The organism is Massilia sp. DWR3-1-1 (assembly GCF_049898325.1).
Lineage (GTDB): Bacteria > Pseudomonadota > Gammaproteobacteria > Burkholderiales > Burkholderiaceae_D > JAFCUW01.
On the sequence record NZ_JAFCXL010000006.1, the window covers coordinates 132562 to 151073 of the forward strand.

The window sequence follows — 18512 nt, forward strand, 5'->3', positions numbered from 1 at the left end:
TTTAGCTGCGTCCGTCTGACATCATCGCCTGAAAGGGCCGCTAAAACAAGCCGCCGGGGTGGCCAGATTGACGGTGGGCGCCGCGCGCACAAAAGCGGGTGTTCACTTTGGTGTGCAGCCGCTATCATCCTGCCTCGACTTTGAGGATCCGCCCCATGCTCCCTACCATTGAACAACGCCTGGCCGTAGAACTGGCCGCCAAGCCGGTGCAGGTCGCCGCCGCCATTGCCCTGCTCGATGAAGGCGCCACCGTGCCCTTCATCGCCCGTTACCGCAAGGAAGCGACGGGCGGTCTCGACGATATCCAGTTGCGCCTGCTGGAAGAGCGCCTGCGCTACCTGCGCGAGCTGGAACTGCGCCGGGGCGCCATCATTGCCTCGATCACGGAGCAGAACAAGATGACCCCGGCCCTGCTCGAGGCGATCGCGCTGGCCGAGGACAAGACCCGGCTGGAAGACTTGTATTTGCCGTACAAGCAAAAACGCCGCACCAAGGCGCAGATTGCCATCGAGGCGGGCCTGGCGCCGCTGGCCGAGGCCTTGTTGGCCGATCCCATGCTGGCGCCCGAACAGGCCGCCGGCGCCTACCTGTGCGCGCCGTTCACCACCGACGACGGCAACAATGGCGGCGTGGCCGACGTCAAGGCGGCGCTCGACGGCGCGCGCCAGATCCTGATGGAACGCTTTGCCGAGGACGCCACCTTGCTGGCCGCCTTGCGCGAGTACGTGCGCGAGCACGGCGTGGTGCAGTCGAAGGTGGTCGAGGGCAAGCAGGACGAAGGCGAAAAATTCGCCGATTATTTCGATTACGCGGAAAACCTGGCCAGCGTGCCCTCGCACCGCGCGCTGGCGCTGCTGCGCGGGCGCCGCGAGGGCATGCTCGACGTCATCCTGCGGCTCGACACGGAAGTGGAAAAGCCGAAGTGGGATGCGCCCCTGAACCCCTGCGAAGGCCGCATCGCCGCCCGCTTCGGCATCAAGCAGCAGGGCCGCCCGGCCGACAAATGGCTGGCCGACACGGCCCGCTGGACCTGGCGGGTCAAAAGTTTCATGCACCTGGAAACCGAACTGATGGGCGCCCTGCGCGAAAAGGCCGAACTCGACGCCATCAATGTGTTCGCCCTGAACCTGAAAGCGCTGTTGCTGGCCGCGCCGGCCGGCCCGCGCGCCACCATGGGCCTCGATCCGGGCTTGCGCACGGGCGTGAAGGTGGCCGTGGTCGACGCCACCGGCAAGGTGGTCGACACCGCCGTCATCTACCCGCACCAGCCGAAGAACGACTGGGACGGCGCGCTGCACCTGCTGGGGCAACTGGCGGCCAGGCACGATGTGTCACTCATTTCGATCGGCAACGGCACCGCCTCGCGCGAGACCGATAAACTGGCGCAGGACCTGATCAAGCAGCGGCCGGAACTGAAACTGACGAAGATCGTCGTCTCCGAGGCGGGCGCGTCGGTGTATTCGGCGTCCGAGTTCGCCTCGCGCGAATTGCCCGACATGGACGTGTCGCTGCGCGGCGCGGTGTCGATCGCCCGCCGCCTGCAAGATCCGCTGGCCGAGCTGGTAAAAATCGATCCGAAATCGATCGGCGTGGGCCAGTACCAGCACGATGTGTCGCAGTCGCAACTGGCGCGCGCGCTCGACGCCGTCGTCGAAGATTGCGTCAACGCCGTCGGCGTCGACGTCAACACGGCCTCGGCGCCGCTGCTGGCGCGGGTGTCGGGCCTGTCGAGCGCGGTGGCACAAAGCATCGTCAGCTACCGCGACGCGAAAGGGGCGTTCGCCTCGCGCGCGGCCCTCAAAGCGGTGCCGCGGCTGGGCGAAAAAACCTTCGAGCAGGCGGCCGGCTTCCTGCGCGTGATGGGGTCGAGCAACCGGCTCGACGCCTCGGCGGTGCACCCGGAATCGTATCCGCTGGTGGAAAAAATCCTCGCCGACATCAAGAAGGACCTGAAGGCCGTGATCGGCGATGGCGCCCTGCTCAAAACGCTGCAGCCGGCCCGTTACGCCGACGAGCGCTTCGGCGTGCCCACCATTACCGACATTCTCAAGGAACTGGAAAAGCCGGGCCGCGATCCCCGCCCGGAATTTACCACCGCGACGTTCAAGGACGGCGTCGAAGCCATCCGCGACCTGCGCCCCGACATGATCCTCGAAGGCGTCGTCACCAACGTCGCCGCCTTCGGCGCCTTTGTCGACATCGGCGTGCACCAGGACGGCCTGGTGCACATTTCGGCGCTTTCCAACACCTTCGTCAAAGACCCCCATACCGTCGTCAAGGCGGGCCAGGTGGTCAAGGTGAAGGTGCTCGAAGTCGACGAAAAGCGCAAGCGCATTGCGCTGACCATGCGCCTGACGGACAGCGCGCCGCAGCCGGGCGCAAAAGTGGAGCAGCGGGGCGACCGCAACGATGCCAAGCGGCTGGCCCAGCACCCGGGGCAGGCGGCGCGCGCGCCGGAAGCGGCCGGCAGCATGGCGGCGGCGTTCGCCAAACTCAAGCGCTAAGAGACCGCGAACCGGCAAATCGGCGTGGCGCGAGCCCGCCCGGGCATTTTCTTATAAAATGCCCTTCATTCAACCAAAATTACCCGAGGCAGCCATGAGCGATGTACAAACCTGGATCAAAGAGACGGTCGGCAGCACCCCCGTGGTGTTGTTCATGAAGGGCACCGCCCAATTTCCCCAATGCGGCTTTTCCGGTCGCGCCATCCAGATCCTGAAAGCCTGCGGCGTGCAGAACATCGCCACCGTGAACGTGCTGGACGATCCGGAAGTGCGTCAGGGCATCAAGGATTTTTCCAACTGGCCCACCATTCCCCAGCTCTACGTCAAGGGTGAATTCATCGGCGGGTCCGACATCATGGATGAAATGTTCGCCTCCGGTGAACTCAAGACCCTGATCGATGCCTGAGCTGCGCCCGCGCCGGCTGGTCATTGCCATCACCGGCGCCACCGGCGCCGTCTACGGCGTGCGGCTGTTGCAGCATTTGCAGGCCGATGCGACCGTCGAAACCCACCTGGTGATCTCCGACGCCGCCAACCTGACCTTGCATGAAGAGGTCGGCATGCAGCGCCGCGACGTTGAAGCGCTGGCCGACGTGGTGCACCGCAACCGCGACGTCGGCGCCACCATCGCCAGCGGCTCGTTCCAGTCCGACGGCATGATCATCGCGCCCTGCTCCATGAAAACCCTGGCCGCGGTGGCGCTGGGGCTGTCGGACAACCTGATTGCGCGCGCCGCCGACGTGGTGCTCAAGGAACGGCGCCGCCTGGTGTTGATGGTGCGCGAAACACCGTTCAACCTGGCGCACCTGCGCAATATGACGATGGTGACGGAAATGGGCGGCATCGTGTTTCCGCCCCTGCCCAGTTTTTATCAGCACCCCGCCTCGATCGAGGAGATGGTCGATCACAGCATCGCCCGCGTGCTGGACCTGGTGGGCGTGGCCCATGCGCTGGCGCCCCGCTGGGCCGGCATGAAGCCCCCTGCGGCGCCGCTGACCAGCGTGGACGCCGCCGACCCGCTCTAGGGCCTGCCGGCGCGTGCCTGGCTCAGCGCTTCTCGGCGTGCCAGCTGTCGGCCTGTTTCAACTCTTTGGCTTCTTCCACCATCCGGCGGTGCTGGATGCGCTTGCGCATCACTTCGGCGTGCTGGGCGGCCGTCATGGGCGGCACGGTCATCAGATCTTTGAGCTGCGCGGTGTTGCTGTAGTTGCTTTTCATAGGGCGGATGGGTCCTCGGCGACGTGGCGAACAGGATGAGGCTGAAACAGCGTTCAGCTGATTATGGCCCGATTGCGCGCTTTGTGCCGCGCTTTTCATAAATTGCCATATAGAATTTTTGACATGCCCGGCGCAAGAGGCGTTGCCTCCTGCCTCCAATGACGCAGAGTCAAAAGCGGGACGGTCGACGAGTCGTGGTATTTTAACAACGAAATCGCATCGGCGGCGGCATGCCGCACGCGACGGACGTGGTGGAAGAGCGTTACAACGCCATGCAAGCGGCCCCGCTCGCCGCGCGTTCAAATGTGAACGGGGCGCCGGAAATGATGTTGTAAACAGTATTTTTTATTACTTTTGGTAGTTTATTCGCACGAGCATGCGAATAAATTCTCGGGCAATTTGGCGATGATGTTCGTCTAGGCGTTGCAAATCGGCAATTAACTTGACGTCGGCCGACTCGAAGCGCGACGCGCCATTGGTCGATTCGCCGTTCGGCGAGACGCCCTCGGTGCCGCCAAAGCGCAGCCACTCTGCGGGCACGCCGAGCCACTGGGCGATCATGCGCAGCTTTTCCTGTGTGGGAATGGCTTCGCCCACGAGCCACTTGCGTGCCGCGTGGACCGTAATGGGCCTGCCGTCGAAGCGAATGTTAAATTCGCGGGCCAGGCGGGTCGGGCTGTCTGGCGAGTAATGGGCGTTTTTCAGTGCTTGTTGCAGCCGCACACTGAAACTTTCCCGTTCGTTTGATGAATTCATGGTTGACACTATTTCATGCTAATGGATGAAAGTCAGTCTCTTGACTGCTGAGACCGATCGTGACAATCGTTTTCTTCCGATGTAACAATTATGTGAGTATATACCCTGGCGCGCCCCGGCTACGAGGAATGTCATACATATTATGACTTCTGCTGTCTTATTGCTTATGCATCAGACGGGCACGACCGGCCTATCCCTGGGCCGCCACCACAAATCGGATGATGCCATCGTCCCCCCGCTGGCGCAGCACGATACCCTGCGCCCATAATTTGTGCAGGTGGGCGAGCGCTTCACCGAGGGCAAAGCTGAGCTGGTGGGCGTCGAGCGGGCGGTGGAACATCAGCGGCACGATGTCCATCGCCGAGTGCGGCGTGGCACAGGCGGCCACCACCTCATCGAGGCGGGCGGCGTGGTGCGCGCGCAGTTGGGCGATGCGGGTGTGCAAGCCCCGAAACGGCCGCCCGTGCGAGGGCAGCACCAGGGTGTCGTCGGGCAAGTCGGCAAAGTTCCCCAGCGCATCGAGGTACAGCTGCAGGGGATTGCCTTCGGGCTCGACGGCAAACACGGACACATTGGTGGAAATGCGCGGCAGCACCATGTCGCCCGAAATCAAGACCTTCAGGGCCGCGCAATACAGGCTGGCGTGCTCGGGCGAGTGACCGGCACCGCCAATGACCCGCCATTCGTGGGCGCCGATGGTGAGCTGCTGGTCGTGCTGCAGGCGGGTATAGGCCAGCGGCACCGCCGGCACCAGCGACGGATAGTAATGCTTGCGGCTGGCCATCTGCGCCAGCAGGGCCGGGTCGACCAGGCCGTGGCGCTGGAAATGGGGCAGCGCCGCGGTGCCGTCGACCCCGGGCAGGCCGGCCGCCATCATGCGGCCAAAGCCGTATTCGCCCGTGGTGATCCAGAACGGCGCGTCGAAACGCCGGCACAGCCAGTCGGACAGGCCGATGTGGTCGGGATGGCAGTGGGTGGCCAGCACCCGCCGCAGGGGCCGCCCCGCCATGGCGCCGGCGAACACCTGCTCCCAGGCGGCGCGGGTGGCGTCGGTGGCGACGCCACAGTCGACGGCGGCGTAGCCGTCCTGGTCGGCCAGCAGCCACAGATTGATGTGGTCGAGGGCGAACGGCAGCGGCATGCGCAGCCACGACAGGCCGGCCACGATGGGCTCGGCCGTGCCGGCCGCGGGCAGGCGCTCGCCAAACGGATAACTGAGCTGCGCTTCGAGTGGGTTCATGCGGTTCTTTCGAAAAGAGGGGCGCGGCGCGCTACAATGGTCCCCACGTTGACGTTAACGGAAGGTGCGCGCAGGCGCCCCATTCTAAGCCATTGCGCTTTTCACAGAACTCCGCCACCCATGCCCACCTACTCCATCGCCGAACTGGCGCGCGAATTCGACATCACCGCCCGCGCCATCCGGTTCTACGAAGACCACGGCCTGCTCGCGCCCAGCCGCGAAGGCGCCGGCGGGCGCAGCCGTGTCTACACGGCGCGTGACCGCACCCGGCTCAAACTGACCCTGCGCGGCAAGCGGCTGGGCTTGACCCTGTCTGAAATCAAGAGCATCGTCGACATGTACGAGTCGCCCAAGGACACCGTGGCCCAGATGCACCGTTTCCTGGGCGTGCTGGCGCACCAGCGCGAAACGCTCGAGCAGCAGCGCGACGACATCGACATGGCGCTGGCCGAAGTGGCCGCCCACGAGGAACAGTGCCGCCGCATGCTGGCCGAGGCCACCACGCCGGCGGACGGCAGGGCGGCGCCCTGAGGGGCTTTACGTTTACGTTAACGTCACATCCGCGTATGATGGCTTTCTCTTTTAATTGCATTGCGTGAGGACGATATGTTGCATTTGCCAGGCTTGACCTTTGATCACGGCGAAGACATCGCCGCCTTGCGCGAAGCGGTGCAACAGTTCGCCGCCGCCGAAATCGCCCCGCGCGCGGCCGAGATCGACCGCAGCGACCAGTTCCCCATGGACCTGTGGAAAAAAATGGGCGAGCTGGGCGTGCTCGGTATCACCGTCGACGAGCAATACGGCGGCGCCGGCATGGGCTACCTGGCCCACATCGTCGCCATGGAAGAAATCTCGCGCGCCTCCGCCTCCGTCGGCCTGTCCTACGGCGCCCACTCGAACCTGTGCGTCAACCAGATCAACCGCAACGGCAGCGAAGAACAAAAACGCCGCTACCTGCCCAAGCTGATCTCGGGCGAGCACGTCGGCGCGCTCGCCATGTCCGAGCCGAACGCCGGCTCCGACGTCGTCAGCATGAAATTAACGGCGGAACTGAAGGGCGACCGCTGGGTGCTCAACGGCACCAAGATGTGGATCACCAACGGCCCCGACGCCGACGTGCTGGTGGTGTACGCCAAGAACGACCTGGCTGCGGGCTCCCGCGGCATGACCGCATTCATCGTCGAAAAGGGCTATCCCGGCTTTTCGGTCGCGCAAAAACTCGACAAGCTGGGCATGCGCGGTTCGCACACGGGCGAACTGGTGTTCCGCGATTGCGAAGTGCCGCTTGAAAACGTGCTGGGCGGCCTGGGCAAGGGCGTCAACGTGCTCATGTCGGGCCTCGATTTTGAACGCACCGTGCTCTCGGGCGGTCCGCTGGGCATCATGGCCGCCTGCATGGACGCGGTGGTGCCCTACGTGCACGAGCGCAAGCAGTTCGGCCAGGCCATCGGCGAATTTCAGCTCATGCAGGGCAAGCTGGCCGATATGTACTCGACCATGATGGCGTGCAAGGCCTATGTGTACGCGGTGGGCCAGGCCTGCGACCGCGCCAGCGCGCCCGAACAGGTGCGCGCCCTGCGCAAGGACGCCGCCGGCGCCATCTTGTACAGCGCCGAAAAAGCCACCTGGATGGCGGGCGAAGCGATCCAGACCCTGGGCGGCAACGGCTATATCAACGAGTACCCGGTGGGCCGCCTGTGGCGCGACGCCAAGCTCTACGAAATCGGCGCCGGCACCAGCGAAATTCGCCGCATGCTGATCGGCCGCGAGCTGTTTGGCGAAACCTGCTAACGGCCCCTGCCATTCGCGCTACCATCGACGGCGCCATGCACCCCGCTGCGTTTCCGAAGTTGCTGTCGTCCCAGATCGCGTTCGATATCGCGCGCGCGATCCTGGACGGCTTCGACAAGCATTACCGCCTGTTCCGCCAGAGCAGCCAGAGCGCCAAGCGGCATTTTGAAACGGCTGCCTGGCAGGCGCAGCAGCAGACGGCGCGCGCCCGCATCGATTTCTATGACCGCCGCGTGCGCGAATGCGTGCAGGCGCTGGAAGACGAGTACCTGGGCGAGGAACTGAGCGACGCCGTCTGGCGCGAAACCAAGCTGCACTACATCGGCATGCTGTCCGGCCACAAGCAGCCGGAGCTGGCAGAAACGTTCTTCAATTCCGTCTGCTGCAAGATCTTGCACCGCACCTATTTTCACAACGATTTCATTTTCGTGCGCCCCGTGGTGTCGACCGAGTACATCGACACGGACGAGCTGCTGCCCACCTTCCGCGTGTATTACCCGCACCAGGACGGCTTGACGGCCACCTTGCGGCGCATCGTGACCAATTTCCAGCTGGCGGGCGAGTTTGCCGACCTCGACGGCGACATCGCCCTCGTCGAGCAGCGCCTGGCGCTGCTGTTCGCGGCCGGGCCGCCGGAGCCGAACCACCAGTTCCAGGTGCTGTCGAACCTGTTTTACCGCAACAAGGGCGCCTACGTCGTGGGCAAGGCCATCAACGGCCACCGCGAATTCCCCTTCGTGCTGCCGATCCTGCACGACGGCCACGGCAAGCTGACCATCGACACCGTGCTGGTCGACGCGGAACACATCAATCTGCTGTTTTCGTTTACGCGCGCCTATTTCATGGTTGACATGGAAGTGCCGTCGGCCTACGTGCAGTTCTTGCGCAGCCTGATGCCGCGCAAGCCCCGCAGCGAGCTCTACACCATCCTCGGCCTGCAAAAACAGGGCAAGACCCTGTTTTACCGCGATTTTCTGCAACACTTGAAACACACGGCGGACTGCTTCGAGATCGCCCCCGGCATCCGCGGCCTGGTCATGCTGGTGTTCGCCCTGCCCTCGTTTCCCTACGTGTTCAAGGTCATCAAGGATGTCTATCCACCGCCGAAGGAGACCACGCGGGCGCAGATCCAGGAAAAATATTTGCTCGTCAAGCACCACGACCGCGTGGGGCGCATGGCCGACACGCTCGAGTATTCCAACGTGGCCTTTCCGCTGGCCCGCTTTTCCGAGGCGCTGCTGGCCGAACTGCGCCAGCATGCCCCGTCCCAGGTGGAAATCGACGGCAGCCAGATCGTGCTGCGCCACTTGTACATTGAAAGACGGATGGTGCCCCTCAATATGGTGCTGGCAAGCGCAGAAAAGGCGGGCGACGAGGCGCGCATCGAGCACGCGGTGCGCGAATACGGCAATGCCATCAAAGAATTGGTGGCGGCGAATATTTTTCCAGGCGATATGTTGTACAAAAATTTCGGCGTGACGCGCCAGAACCGCGTGGTGTTTTACGATTACGATGAAATCGAAGCGATCACCGATTGCCATTTCCGCGACATCCCGCCGGCCCGCAACGAGGAAGACGAGATGGCCGCCGAACCCTGGTACGCGGTGGGCAAGCACGACGTTTTTCCCGAACAGTTCGGCACTTTTTTGCTGGGCAACGCCAGCATTCGCCGCCATTTTCTGGCCCACCATGCCGATTTGCTCACCAGCGCATTTTGGCAGTCACGCAAGCAACGCATCCTCGATGGCCATGTCGACGATGTCTATCCGTATCCGCAGTCGATTCGCTTCAGCCAGGAGCGCCGCGCCCGGGTCCGGGCCGGCCCCGCAACCGATCACCCCGCTTTTGAAGTCCCCGCTGTCTTAACCACCTATTTGGAGAACCACCATGAATGATCCAGTCGTTATCGTCGGCGCAGCGCGCACCCCGATGGGCGCCTTCCAGGGCGATTTTTCTTCCAAGAGCGCCAATGAACTGGGCGCCGTGGCCATTGCCGCCGCCGTCGAACGCAGCGGCGTCGACAAGGCGCTGATCGAGCACGTTTATTTCGGCAATTGCCTGATGGCAGGCCAGGGCCAGGCGCCGGCGCGCCAGGCGGCGATCAAGGCGGGCTTGCCGCTGTCGACGGGCGCCCTGACCTTGTCGAAAATGTGCGGCTCGGCCATGCAGACGACCATGATGGCGGTCGACTCGCTGCTCGCCGGCAGCGCCGAGGTCATCGTCACGGGCGGCATGGAATCGATGACCAATGCGCCCTACCTGATCCCCAAGGCGCGCGGCGGCTACCGCATCGGCCACGGCATGATGTACGACCACATGATGCTCGACGGCCTGGAAGACGCCTACAGCAAGGATGAAAAAACCGGCGGCGGCCGCTCGATGGGCACCTTCGCCGAAGAGTGCGCCATGCAATACGCGTTCACCCGCGAAGCGCAGGATGCGTTCGCCATCGAATCGGTCAAGCGCGCCCAGGCCGCCAGCGCCGACGGCAGTTTTGCGTGGGAAATCGCCGCCGTCACCGTCAGCGGTCGCGGCGGCGACACCGTCATCGACAAGGACGAGGGACCGGCCAAGGCCCGCCTCGACAAGATCCCCACCTTGCGCGCGGCCTTCAAGAAAGACGGCACCATCACTGCCGCCTCGTCGTCGTCGATCAACGACGGCGCCGCCGCCCTGGTGCTGATGCGCGAATCGACCGCCACCCGGCTGGGACTGACGCCGATCGCCCGCATCGTCGCCCAGTCCTCGCACGCGCAGGAGCCGAACCTGTTTACCACGGCCCCCATCGGCGCCCTGCAAAAGCTGCTCAAGAAAACCGGCTGGAGCGCGCAGAGCGTGGACCTGTTTGAAATCAACGAAGCGTTCGCCGCCGTGCCGATGGCCGCCATGCACGACCTCGACATCCCCCACAGCAAGGTCAACATCCACGGCGGCGCCTGCGCGCTGGGCCACCCGATCGGCGCTTCGGGCGCGCGCATCATCGTCACCCTGCTGGGCGCCCTCAAGAAAACCGGCGGCAAGCGTGGCGTGGCCTCGCTGTGCATCGGTGGCGGCGAAGCGACGGCGATGGCGTTCGAGATGGTGTAAGCCATGCCCACCGTCCTCATCCTCGGTGCCTCGCGCGGCATCGGCCGCGAACTGGCGCGCCAGTACCTGGCCGACGGCTGGCGCGTCATCGCCACCGCCCGCGCCGAAGCGCAGCGCGCGGCGCTGGCGGCGATGGGCGCGGTCGGCTTGCTGGTCGACGTCACCAGCGCCGAGTCGCTTGCCGGCCTGGGCTGGCAGCTCGACGGTGAGCGGCTCGACGCCGCCTGGCTGGTGGCGGGCCTGTACGGCCCGCGCCACGACGGCGCGCCCACCGAGGCCGAGTTCGACGCGGTGATGCACACCAACGTGCTGGCGGCGCTGCGCGTGCTGCCGCTGGTGGCGCCGCGGCTGGCGCCGGCCGGCGGCAAGCTGGCGGTGCTGTCCTCGCGCATGGGATCGATCGGGGAACGCAGCGCCGCCAATGGCAGCCTGTACCGCGCCAGCAAGGCGGCCCTGAACTCGGTCCTCAAGGACATCAGCCTCGTCTACGGCGCGCAGGGCGTCACCTGCGCCGCCTTTCATCCGGGCTGGGTGCAGACCGACATGGGCGGCGACGGCGCCGCCCTGGCCGTCGCCGACAGCGTGGCCGACCTGCGCCGCACCCTGGCCCGCCTGCGCGCGGCCGACAATGGCGGATTTTTCAATCACGACGGCAGCCCCATCGCCTGGTGACCTCAAGGAAGCAATGAACCTCAACGAAGAACATTTGATGATCCGCGACGCCCTGCGCAGTTTTGCGCAGGAGCGCCTGGCCCCGCAAGCGGCGCGCTGGGACCGGGAAGCGCATTTTCCCAAGGAAGAACTGGCCGAACTGGCCGCGCTGGGCGCCTTTGGCGTGGCGGTGCCGGAAGCGCTGGGCGGGGCCGGCCTCGATTATCTCGCGCTGGCGCTGGTGCTGGAAGAAATCGCCGCCGGCGACGGCGGCACCTCGACCATCATTTCCGTCAACAACTGCCCCGTTTGCAGCATCGCCATGATGTACGCCAACGATGCCCAGAAAGAACAATGGCTGCGCCCGCTGGCGCAGGGGACCATGCTGGGCGCGTTCGCCCTGACGGAGCCGCACACGGGCAGCGACGCGGCGGCCCTGCGCACCACCGCCACCCGCGACGGCGACGCCTATGTGCTCAACGGCACGAAGCAATTCATCACCAGCGGCAAGCACGGCGACGTCGCCATCGTCATGGCCGTCACCGACAAGGCAGCTGGCAAGCGGGGCATCAGCGCCTTCTGGGTGCCCACCAATACGCCCGGCTACATCGTCGCCGGCCTCGAACACAAGATGGGGCAGCACTCGTCGGACACGGCGCAGATCCTGCTGGAGAACTGCCGCGTCCCCCTTGAAAACCTGATTGGCCAGGAGGGACAGGGCTACAAGATCGCCCTGTCGGGCCTGGAGGGGGGCCGCATCGGCATCGCCTCGCAGGCGGTCGGCATGGCGCGCGCGGCCTTCGAGGCGGCACTGGCCTATGCCCGCGAACGGGAGAGCTTCGGCAAGCCCATTTATGAGCACCAGGCCGTGCAATTCCGGCTGGCCGACATGGCCACCCGCATCGAAGCGGCGCGCCAGCTGATCTGGCATGCGGCCAGCATGAAAGACGCCGGCCTGCCCTGTCTGAAGGAAGCGGCGATGGCCAAGCTGTTCGCCTCGGAAATGGCCGAGCGGGTGGTGTCGGAGGCGATGCAGATTTTCGGCGGCTATGGCTACGTCAGCGATTTTCCCATTGAGCGGATTTACCGCGATGTGCGGGTCTGCCAGATTTACGAGGGCACCAGCGACATCCAGAAAATCCTGATTGCGCGGGCTCTCTAGGCCACTTTGCGCTCTCAGCGCTTGCTGGCGTGGACATCCTCGAACGCCAGCATCGCCAGCAAGGCCTCCTCTTTGTCCGCGTCGAAGCCGCACTGGTGTTCCCAGTCACGGGGATTGTCGTAGGTGCCAAACAGCATGTCCCACCAGACGATATCGCCATAGTTATTCTTGTGGTGGCCGTGCCGGTGGTGAATGCGGTGCATTTCCGGGCGCTGGAACACCAGCCCCACCCAGCGGGGCGTCTTGACGTTGGTGTGATAAAAAAACTCGCCGATGGCCGTAAAGAACGTATAGATTGCCGCCCCCTCGAGCGACAGGCCGAGAATGCTGAACACCAGCGCGCTGCCGATGACAGAATTGACGATCATTTCCACCGGATGTTTATAGAACGAGGTGATCACTTCGAGCCGTCGCGGGCTATGGTGGATCTGGTGAAACCCCCGCCACAGAAACGCATTTTCGTGGCGCAGCCGGTGCCACCAGTAAAACACGAACGTGGCGATAAAATACGCGAGCGCGCCGCAGGCCCAGGGCGACCATCGCGTGCCAAGGTGCAGCAGCGAATACGGCGCCAGCCAGCGCTCCCAGCTGATCCCCGCAAGCAGCACCACGCCCAGTTGAACGGCATTGATCGCCAGCACCCGCAGCGGCCACGAGCGCACCGCCGGCAAGGGCCAGCCGGGCACGGCGCGTTCGAGCAGGAAGCAGGCGGCAAAGATGCACAGTATGGTGACAAGCATGACATTCTCCTTTTCAATGGATGGAGCCGCCAGCTTGGTCGAGAAGTTATATCAATGCTACCATTGGCGAAATCGTCTTACGCGATTCACAACTTCGTAGCGCTTTCCGATACTCCAGGCCATGACTGAAATTACCCAACTGGTGGCGACCCTCAAGCGCCAGCTCAAATTGCAGGGCAAGACCTACGCCCAGGTGGCCGTCGCGCTGGGCTTGTCCGAGGCCAGCGTCAAGCGCCTGTTCAGCGGTGGTCAGTTCACCATCGAGCGCATCGTCATCCTGTGCAATCTGCTGGGCCTGACCCTGGCCGAGCTGGCGCAGGCGGCCGAAGCCGGTGGCGCGCGCCTGCGCACCCTCAGCGCCGTGCAGGAGAAGGAACTGGTATCGGACACGCGCCTGTTGCTGGTGGCGGTGTGCGCGCTCAATCACTGGAGCATGGCCGACATGCTGGCGACCTACCGCATGAGCGAAGCGCAGTGCCTGCAAGGCCTGTTGCGGCTGGACCGCCTGGGCGTCATCACCCTGCTGCCCGGCAACCGCATTCGCCTGACAGTGGCGCGCGATTTCGACTGGCTGCCGGACGGCCCGATCCGGCATTTTTTCGACACCGAGGGCATGGCCGATTTCCTCGACAGCCGCTTCGCCGCCAGCGGCGACACGCTGGCGTTCTCGCACGCCATGCTCACCGACGCCGCGCTCGACAAGCTGCACGGCGAATTGCGCAAACTGCGCGCCGTCTTCGCCGAGCTGCACGAAGCGAGCCTGGCCTCGCCCCTGCCGAAACGCCGCGGCAGCGCCCTGCTGCTGGCCTTGCGCGAATGGGAACCGGCGCGGTTTACGGCATTGCGGCGCTGACGGGGCCACCGTAAACGCTAGCGCTCGATCAAGGGCAATATCTTCTCCGCCAACATCTTGTACTGCGCATCAATCACATCCTGATTCGGATCGTGCCCCGCCCGCGGCAGCACCACGATGGCCTTGGCGGGCGCCTCGATGCTGTCGAAGTAGCGCTGGGCGACATCGGGCGTGGCCAGCAGGTCTTGCGCGCCTTCGACGAAGAACACGGGGATGGCGAACTGCGTGCCCAGGCTGGGCAAATCCACCGTGGAAAACATGCCGTCGCCGCGCAGGCCGACAAACTGGAGAAAGGCGTAGTCTTCGCCCCCCTCGTAATCGGCCTGGGCCTGCGCGGTGGCGTACAGGGGCGCCGGCGTCCACCAGGCGGCCGGCGCCGCGGTGGTGACCTTCGCTTCGTAGCGGCGGATGATTTTGCGGACCTTGCCAAAGCTGCGCGGGTCGGTCCAGGGCGGCGCGCCGACGCCGTCGAGGATGGCCAGCGCGGGGACGTCGCCCGCCTCATGCACCAGCTGGCGCAGCTTCGGATAGCTGACCGCCTGGTTGGCCCGGTAGCCCACCACCTGCGCCGTGCCAAGGTAGGCGTAAAACAGCGCCGGGCGCTGCAGGGCCATGTGGACGGCCAGGATCGAGCCCCAGGAACTGCCCCATAAAATCACCTTGCGCTGGCCGTAACGCTGGCCCAGCCAGGCCGCCACCTCGAGGCCGTCGTCGCGCAATTGCGCGATGCTCAAGGGCGTCGCTTCAGACGGCTTGTTGCGGCCATAGGTCATGCCGGCGCCCCGCTGGTCCCAGTGGACCAGGGTAAATTGCTTGCTCCAGGCGCCGTACAGCGCATCCGAATACGGGCTCAGGGGATTGCCGGGACCGCCGTGGACGAACAGGATGATGGGGTTGGCGCAATCGTCCCCTTTGACGGTGACCCATTGTTCGATGCCGCCAATCGGCACGAAACCGTGCTGGTCGAGCCGCTGGTGGGGGGTGGCGCAGCCAAAGCCGGCAGCCGGCGCAGGTCCGGGCCCGGCCGGGGCGGCAAGGCAGGCGGACGCCATCGAAGTGAGCAACAGCGCAAGCGCGCCAGCAGGCAAGTTGAACAAGGGATCTCCCGTCGGTAAGGCTGGATCATAGTGAAATGCTGTTTTTTGATCAAGCAATAAAAAGGCCGGCGCGGACGCCGGCCTGCATGCTGGGCAAGAGCGGCGCGGCGGCCGCCCGCTGCGCTTATTGCGTGACGACGCTGACCTTGTCGAGCACGAACGAGGTTTGCAAGGAGGCGTCCTCGGTCATGGCAAACGACACGGTGACGCTCTGGCCCTTGTACGGCAGCAGGCTGAACGTGCGCAGCTGGTAGCCGGTCGCCTTGTTGACGTTGCTGTAGGTGGCCAGCGTGCCCAGCACCGTGCCGCTGCTGTTCTTTACGGTGACGACGAGCCTGTCATACACGGTGCTCCCCGTTTCGGCCGTATCGATATGCAGCGCGAATGACAGGGTGGCGCTGGTCGCCGTCGATGGAATCGCCACCGCCTGGGTCAGGGTTTCCGTCGACGTCACGCCGTTGCCGCCCAGCCAGGCGAAACGGCTGCCATCGTAGGCGCTCTGGCCGCTGAAGGCGCCGATTGCCGCCGTGGTGCCGGCCCAGCCCGTGGTGCCGGACTCGAAGCTGCCGTTGGTGACGCGCTCGACACTGCCGCCGCTGGCAGCCACCGTCAAGGTCGCCGCCGCGCTGGTGGCGGTGGTGGGCGTGGCGGCCGAGTCGGTGACCTTGACGCTGAAGGCGGCGCCGTTATCGGCCGTCTGCGCCGTCAGGCTGTAGGTGGCGGCGGTGGCGCCGCTGATGGTGGCGCCGTTGCGCAGCCACTGGTATTTGTAGGGCGCCGTGCCACCGCTGGCGGTGACGGCGAAACTGGCGGTGGCGCCCGCGGCCACCGTCACGCTGGCCGGGTTCGTGCTGATCGACACGCCGGTGCCGCCGCTTTCGGCGACGTCGGTGCCGACGTTGATCGCCGCGTAGGCGCGCTGCACGGCAATGGCTTCTTTCGAGCCCACCCCATACAGTTCCTGCGCCGCCGCCAGCACCTTGCTGCGCGCGTCGGCGTAGTTGGTCGAGGCGGTGAACTTGGTGGTGGCCGCCTTGAACCAGATCCGGTACGCCTTGTCGTTGCCGATCCCCGTCATCGCCAGCGGCGCCTTGTTCAGGTAAGCGCTGTAGTAATCGCTGCTGGTGGTGGCGCTGGACCCTTGCGACAGAAAATAAAACATGCGGTTGTTCGGACCGGACGAGTAATGCACGTCCAGGTTCTTGACGGTGCTGCTCCAGGCGTTCGGGCTCGAGCCATCCTTGCTGGGCTTGTACATCCAGCGCAACGGCGTGGCCGTCTTGGAAATTTCCTTGCCCATCATCCAGTCGTTGCCGGCCGGGACCACGGTACCCGTGCCGCCGTTGCGGGCGTAGGCTTCCACCATCTCGCCGTTGATGTCGGAGCTCGATTCGTTCAGGCCGCCCGACTCGCCCGAGTAGGTCAGATTGGAGGTGGCGGCGGTGACGCCGTGGCCCATTTCATGGCCGATGACGTCGATCGCGCCCAGGCTGTTGAACGAGGCGCCGTCGCCCACGTACATGCAGCGGCAGGTGTCGTCGTAATAGGCGTTGTCGTAGGCGGTGTTGACGTGGGCGGCGATGTAGGTGGCCGTGTTGTTGCCGTCGAGCGACTGCCAGCCCAGCGTGTTCTTCATCATGTCATAGGTGTTCATCAAGCCCCACAGGGCGTTGACGGCGGCGGTCTGGCCGTTGGCGTTGGTGGTGGAACCGCCGGCGATGTACTGCTGGCCGTCGCCCCAGGTGTTGCTGCTGTTGGTGTAGATGGCGCCGGCGGTGATGCCATGGTTGGCGTTGGTGATGGCCATGCCGCCGTAGGTGCCGCCGGTGCCGCGGGTGGTGTCTTTCATGATGTAGCTGCTGCCCGACAGGGTCGTGCTGATCGGCACGGTGCCGTTGTACTGGCTATAGCCGGTGCCCACCACCGTATGCAGGGCCGACCATTGCTTGAGCACGCGGCCGTCGTTGGCGCTGATGATGGTGTCGTGGAAGACGGGGCGGTGGTTGGCCGCGATCAGGCGCGTCTTGACCAGGTAGGCCAGTTCGTAGCCCGTCACTTCATCGACCAGGTCGAGCGCATTGAGCTGCGCTTCGGGCTTGTTGGCGGCAGCGGCCACGCGCACCTGCGTGACGACGGGATAGACGATCAGTTCGGCGTGGGTCTTGGCCGCTTCGCCGCTGTAGGGACCGATGGCGCTGGTGACGCGGGTGACGGCGTCGGCCGCCGACAGGGCGGCACGGGTACTGAAACTGGAGAAGCGCCCACCCGTCCTGGCGGCGGCGGCGCCGTAGCCCAGGCCGGCGCGGCGCTCGGACACCGATTCGCTGACGATCTTGCCGGCGTCGTTGGTGACCACCACCGATTCCGACTGAAACACCCGCACGCCCTTGTAGGTATGGGCCAGCCGGCTCACGCTCGAGCCCCGCACACCGGGATGGAAGGCTTCCAGGGCGTAACCGTGATCGCTGTCGAGGCCCCGCTTGGCGTGCGCGGCGCTCAGCCTGGCAGCGACGTCGGCGCGGGCGCCGGCGCGGGCGGCCGCCAGCGGATCGGCAGCGGCCGGATCGCCCGACTCGGCGCCGCGCGCGGCGGCGACGGGACCGCCCATTAATTGCGGACCGGCAAAAACAGGAGCGCCCACCAGCATCGGCAGGCAGGCCAGGGCGGTGGCCAACAGGGTTGTGCGTCGTTTCATTGCGTCTCCATCGGGGTGAGGTGGCATGGACCGTGGCGACGCGCCGCAAGCGCGGTCGCGTCGAGGAATGTGACCATAGGCGCGAAAAAAGTCCAAGTCAAAAATCTCGTCAATTTGGACGCCTTGCCGCTAAATGTTCAGTTCTGGACATGCCGCACCGTCGTTGTTGAAGCAAGGACAAGGCCCTGCGGTCGCGCACACCGTGGACGTGCTCGACTGTGGTCAAACTGCGACGACTTGTCAGAATGAATAGGTCGTTCATTACAATTGTTTAATCAAGATTTTGGCTTGATACCGATCAAAAAACCAGTAAAAGCCGTATTTCTCAGAATATTGTTTTGCCATCCCCAGAGAAATAGTTTCTCGATCGAACTATATGCATGCCACATCCGACCGCGCAGGAAATTTACAAATTGCGCAATCGTTTTCACACATAGCGGTGCCCCGATTCGATTGCATTTTTGCGCGGGCGCGGTCTACACTCAGTAAAAGTTTCCGGCAGAAGTGCCAGGAAACATCGATATCAAGCGCGCGCAGTCCGCTTAGCCACAGCGCACATACCGGGAAAAAATCATGTCCTGTCCATTCTGTTTGCCCACCGTCGATGGCGCCCCCTTGATCACCTGAGCGCCGCACGCTGGCGCCCCTGCCGCATCGTCGGCTGCGGCGGTGCCATGCGGGGACTTGTCGTTTTAACGTTCGTTGTACATTGAACCCG

Annotated in this window: 16 protein-coding genes; 10 read left to right on the top strand and 6 right to left on the bottom strand. The window is 64.6% G+C overall.

The genetic code is table 11. The annotated features are described in order from the left end of the window. Positions 1-155 precede the first annotated feature (155 nt). The 3 genes from ACP7EY_RS08320 (at position 156) to ACP7EY_RS08330 (ending at position 3529) form a co-directional block, all read left to right on the top strand. Positions 156-2504 carry a Tex family protein gene (locus ACP7EY_RS08320; RefSeq protein ID WP_426192334.1) on the top strand — a complete coding sequence of 783 codons (2349 nt, stop codon included), beginning with the start codon at positions 156-158 and terminating at the stop codon, positions 2502-2504. A gap of 94 nt (positions 2505-2598) precedes the next feature. After that, on the top strand, positions 2599-2910 hold the full coding sequence (grxD, locus tag ACP7EY_RS08325; protein ID WP_426192336.1) for a Grx4 family monothiol glutaredoxin: 312 nt from the start codon (positions 2599-2601) through the stop codon (positions 2908-2910). Further along, positions 2903-3529 (top strand): UbiX family flavin prenyltransferase, encoded by a 627-nt coding sequence (locus ACP7EY_RS08330; protein WP_426192338.1) that lies wholly within the window; start codon positions 2903-2905, stop codon positions 3527-3529. Before grxD ends, ACP7EY_RS08330 begins: the two co-directional genes overlap by 8 nt. Positions 3530-3551: 22 nt before the next feature. Here the strand turns inward: ACP7EY_RS08330 and ACP7EY_RS08335 are convergent, their stop codons facing one another. The 3 genes from ACP7EY_RS08335 to ACP7EY_RS08345 form a co-directional block, all read right to left on the bottom strand. After that, positions 3552-3722 (bottom strand): hypothetical protein, encoded by a 171-nt coding sequence (locus ACP7EY_RS08335; RefSeq protein ID WP_426192340.1) that lies wholly within the window; start codon positions 3720-3722, stop codon positions 3552-3554. 348 nt (positions 3723-4070) lie between these two features. Then, positions 4071-4478: a hypothetical protein gene (locus ACP7EY_RS08340; RefSeq protein ID WP_426192342.1), complete on the bottom strand. Its 408-nt coding sequence runs from the start codon at positions 4476-4478 to the stop codon at positions 4071-4073. A gap of 190 nt (positions 4479-4668) precedes the next feature. After that, positions 4669-5718 (bottom strand): MBL fold metallo-hydrolase, encoded by a 1050-nt coding sequence (locus tag ACP7EY_RS08345; RefSeq protein WP_426192344.1) that lies wholly within the window; start codon positions 5716-5718, stop codon positions 4669-4671. A gap of 120 nt (positions 5719-5838) precedes the next feature. Between ACP7EY_RS08345 and ACP7EY_RS08350 the strand changes: the two genes are divergently transcribed. The 6 genes from ACP7EY_RS08350 (at position 5839) to ACP7EY_RS08375 (ending at position 12409) form a co-directional block, all read left to right on the top strand. Further along, positions 5839-6249, top strand: a complete 411-nt coding sequence (locus ACP7EY_RS08350) for a MerR family transcriptional regulator (RefSeq protein WP_426192346.1) — start codon at positions 5839-5841, stop codon at positions 6247-6249. A gap of 75 nt (positions 6250-6324) precedes the next feature. Beyond that, a complete protein-coding gene (locus ACP7EY_RS08355; protein WP_426192348.1) occupies positions 6325-7509 on the top strand; it encodes an isovaleryl-CoA dehydrogenase in 1185 nt (394 codons plus the stop codon). 35 nt (positions 7510-7544) lie between these two features. Beyond that, positions 7545-9404 (top strand): bifunctional isocitrate dehydrogenase kinase/phosphatase, encoded by a 1860-nt coding sequence (aceK, locus tag ACP7EY_RS08360; RefSeq protein WP_426192350.1) that lies wholly within the window; start codon positions 7545-7547, stop codon positions 9402-9404. After that, positions 9397-10596, top strand: a complete 1200-nt coding sequence (locus ACP7EY_RS08365; protein WP_426192352.1) for an acetyl-CoA C-acyltransferase — start codon at positions 9397-9399, stop codon at positions 10594-10596. Before aceK ends, ACP7EY_RS08365 begins: the two co-directional genes overlap by 8 nt. 3 nt (positions 10597-10599) lie before the next feature. Next, complete coding sequence (locus ACP7EY_RS08370; protein ID WP_426192354.1) at positions 10600-11268, top strand: SDR family oxidoreductase; 669 nt, start codon at positions 10600-10602, stop codon at positions 11266-11268. 13 nt (positions 11269-11281) lie between these two features. After that, complete coding sequence (locus tag ACP7EY_RS08375) at positions 11282-12409, top strand: acyl-CoA dehydrogenase family protein (protein ID WP_426192356.1); 1128 nt, start codon at positions 11282-11284, stop codon at positions 12407-12409. A 14-nt stretch (positions 12410-12423) separates the two neighbouring features. On the opposite strand, the gene ACP7EY_RS08380 is transcribed toward ACP7EY_RS08375, so the two are convergent. Beyond that, positions 12424-13149, bottom strand: a complete 726-nt coding sequence (locus ACP7EY_RS08380) for a sterol desaturase family protein (RefSeq protein ID WP_426192358.1) — start codon at positions 13147-13149, stop codon at positions 12424-12426. 121 nt (positions 13150-13270) lie between these two features. On the opposite strand from ACP7EY_RS08380, the gene ACP7EY_RS08385 reads away from it, so the two are divergent. Beyond that, positions 13271-14002, top strand: a complete 732-nt coding sequence (locus ACP7EY_RS08385; RefSeq protein ID WP_426192360.1) for a helix-turn-helix domain-containing protein — start codon at positions 13271-13273, stop codon at positions 14000-14002. 17 nt (positions 14003-14019) lie between these two features. On the opposite strand, the gene ACP7EY_RS08390 is transcribed toward ACP7EY_RS08385, so the two are convergent. Next, positions 14020-15099 (bottom strand): alpha/beta fold hydrolase, encoded by a 1080-nt coding sequence (locus ACP7EY_RS08390; RefSeq protein WP_426192362.1) that lies wholly within the window; start codon positions 15097-15099, stop codon positions 14020-14022. A 124-nt stretch (positions 15100-15223) separates the two neighbouring features. Next, positions 15224-17794 carry a M4 family metallopeptidase gene (locus ACP7EY_RS08395; RefSeq protein ID WP_426192364.1) on the bottom strand — a complete coding sequence of 857 codons (2571 nt, stop codon included), beginning with the start codon at positions 17792-17794 and terminating at the stop codon, positions 15224-15226. Between the last annotated feature and the right edge of the window lie 718 nt (positions 17795-18512).

Excerpts from the sequence above, each read along its gene's own strand:
- ACP7EY_RS08320 (WP_426192334.1), top strand. The coding sequence starts at position 156 with ATGCTCCCTACCATTGAACAACGCCTGGCCGTAGAACTGGCCGCCAAG.
- grxD (WP_426192336.1), top strand. The coding sequence starts at position 2,599 with ATGAGCGATGTACAAACCTGGATCAAAGAGACGGTCGGCAGCACCCCC.
- ACP7EY_RS08330 (WP_426192338.1), top strand. The coding sequence starts at position 2,903 with ATGCCTGAGCTGCGCCCGCGCCGGCTGGTCATTGCCATCACCGGCGCC.
- ACP7EY_RS08335 (WP_426192340.1), bottom strand. The coding sequence starts at position 3,722 with ATGAAAAGCAACTACAGCAACACCGCGCAGCTCAAAGATCTGATGACC.
- ACP7EY_RS08340 (WP_426192342.1), bottom strand. The coding sequence starts at position 4,478 with ATGAATTCATCAAACGAACGGGAAAGTTTCAGTGTGCGGCTGCAACAA.
- ACP7EY_RS08345 (WP_426192344.1), bottom strand. The coding sequence starts at position 5,718 with ATGAACCCACTCGAAGCGCAGCTCAGTTATCCGTTTGGCGAGCGCCTG.
- ACP7EY_RS08350 (WP_426192346.1), top strand. The coding sequence starts at position 5,839 with ATGCCCACCTACTCCATCGCCGAACTGGCGCGCGAATTCGACATCACC.
- ACP7EY_RS08355 (WP_426192348.1), top strand. The coding sequence starts at position 6,325 with ATGTTGCATTTGCCAGGCTTGACCTTTGATCACGGCGAAGACATCGCC.
- aceK (WP_426192350.1), top strand. The coding sequence starts at position 7,545 with ATGCACCCCGCTGCGTTTCCGAAGTTGCTGTCGTCCCAGATCGCGTTC.
- ACP7EY_RS08365 (WP_426192352.1), top strand. The coding sequence starts at position 9,397 with ATGAATGATCCAGTCGTTATCGTCGGCGCAGCGCGCACCCCGATGGGC.
- ACP7EY_RS08370 (WP_426192354.1), top strand. The coding sequence starts at position 10,600 with ATGCCCACCGTCCTCATCCTCGGTGCCTCGCGCGGCATCGGCCGCGAA.
- ACP7EY_RS08375 (WP_426192356.1), top strand. The coding sequence starts at position 11,282 with ATGAACCTCAACGAAGAACATTTGATGATCCGCGACGCCCTGCGCAGT.
- ACP7EY_RS08380 (WP_426192358.1), bottom strand. The coding sequence starts at position 13,149 with ATGCTTGTCACCATACTGTGCATCTTTGCCGCCTGCTTCCTGCTCGAA.
- ACP7EY_RS08385 (WP_426192360.1), top strand. The coding sequence starts at position 13,271 with ATGACTGAAATTACCCAACTGGTGGCGACCCTCAAGCGCCAGCTCAAA.
- ACP7EY_RS08395 (WP_426192364.1), bottom strand. The coding sequence starts at position 17,794 with ATGAAACGACGCACAACCCTGTTGGCCACCGCCCTGGCCTGCCTGCCG.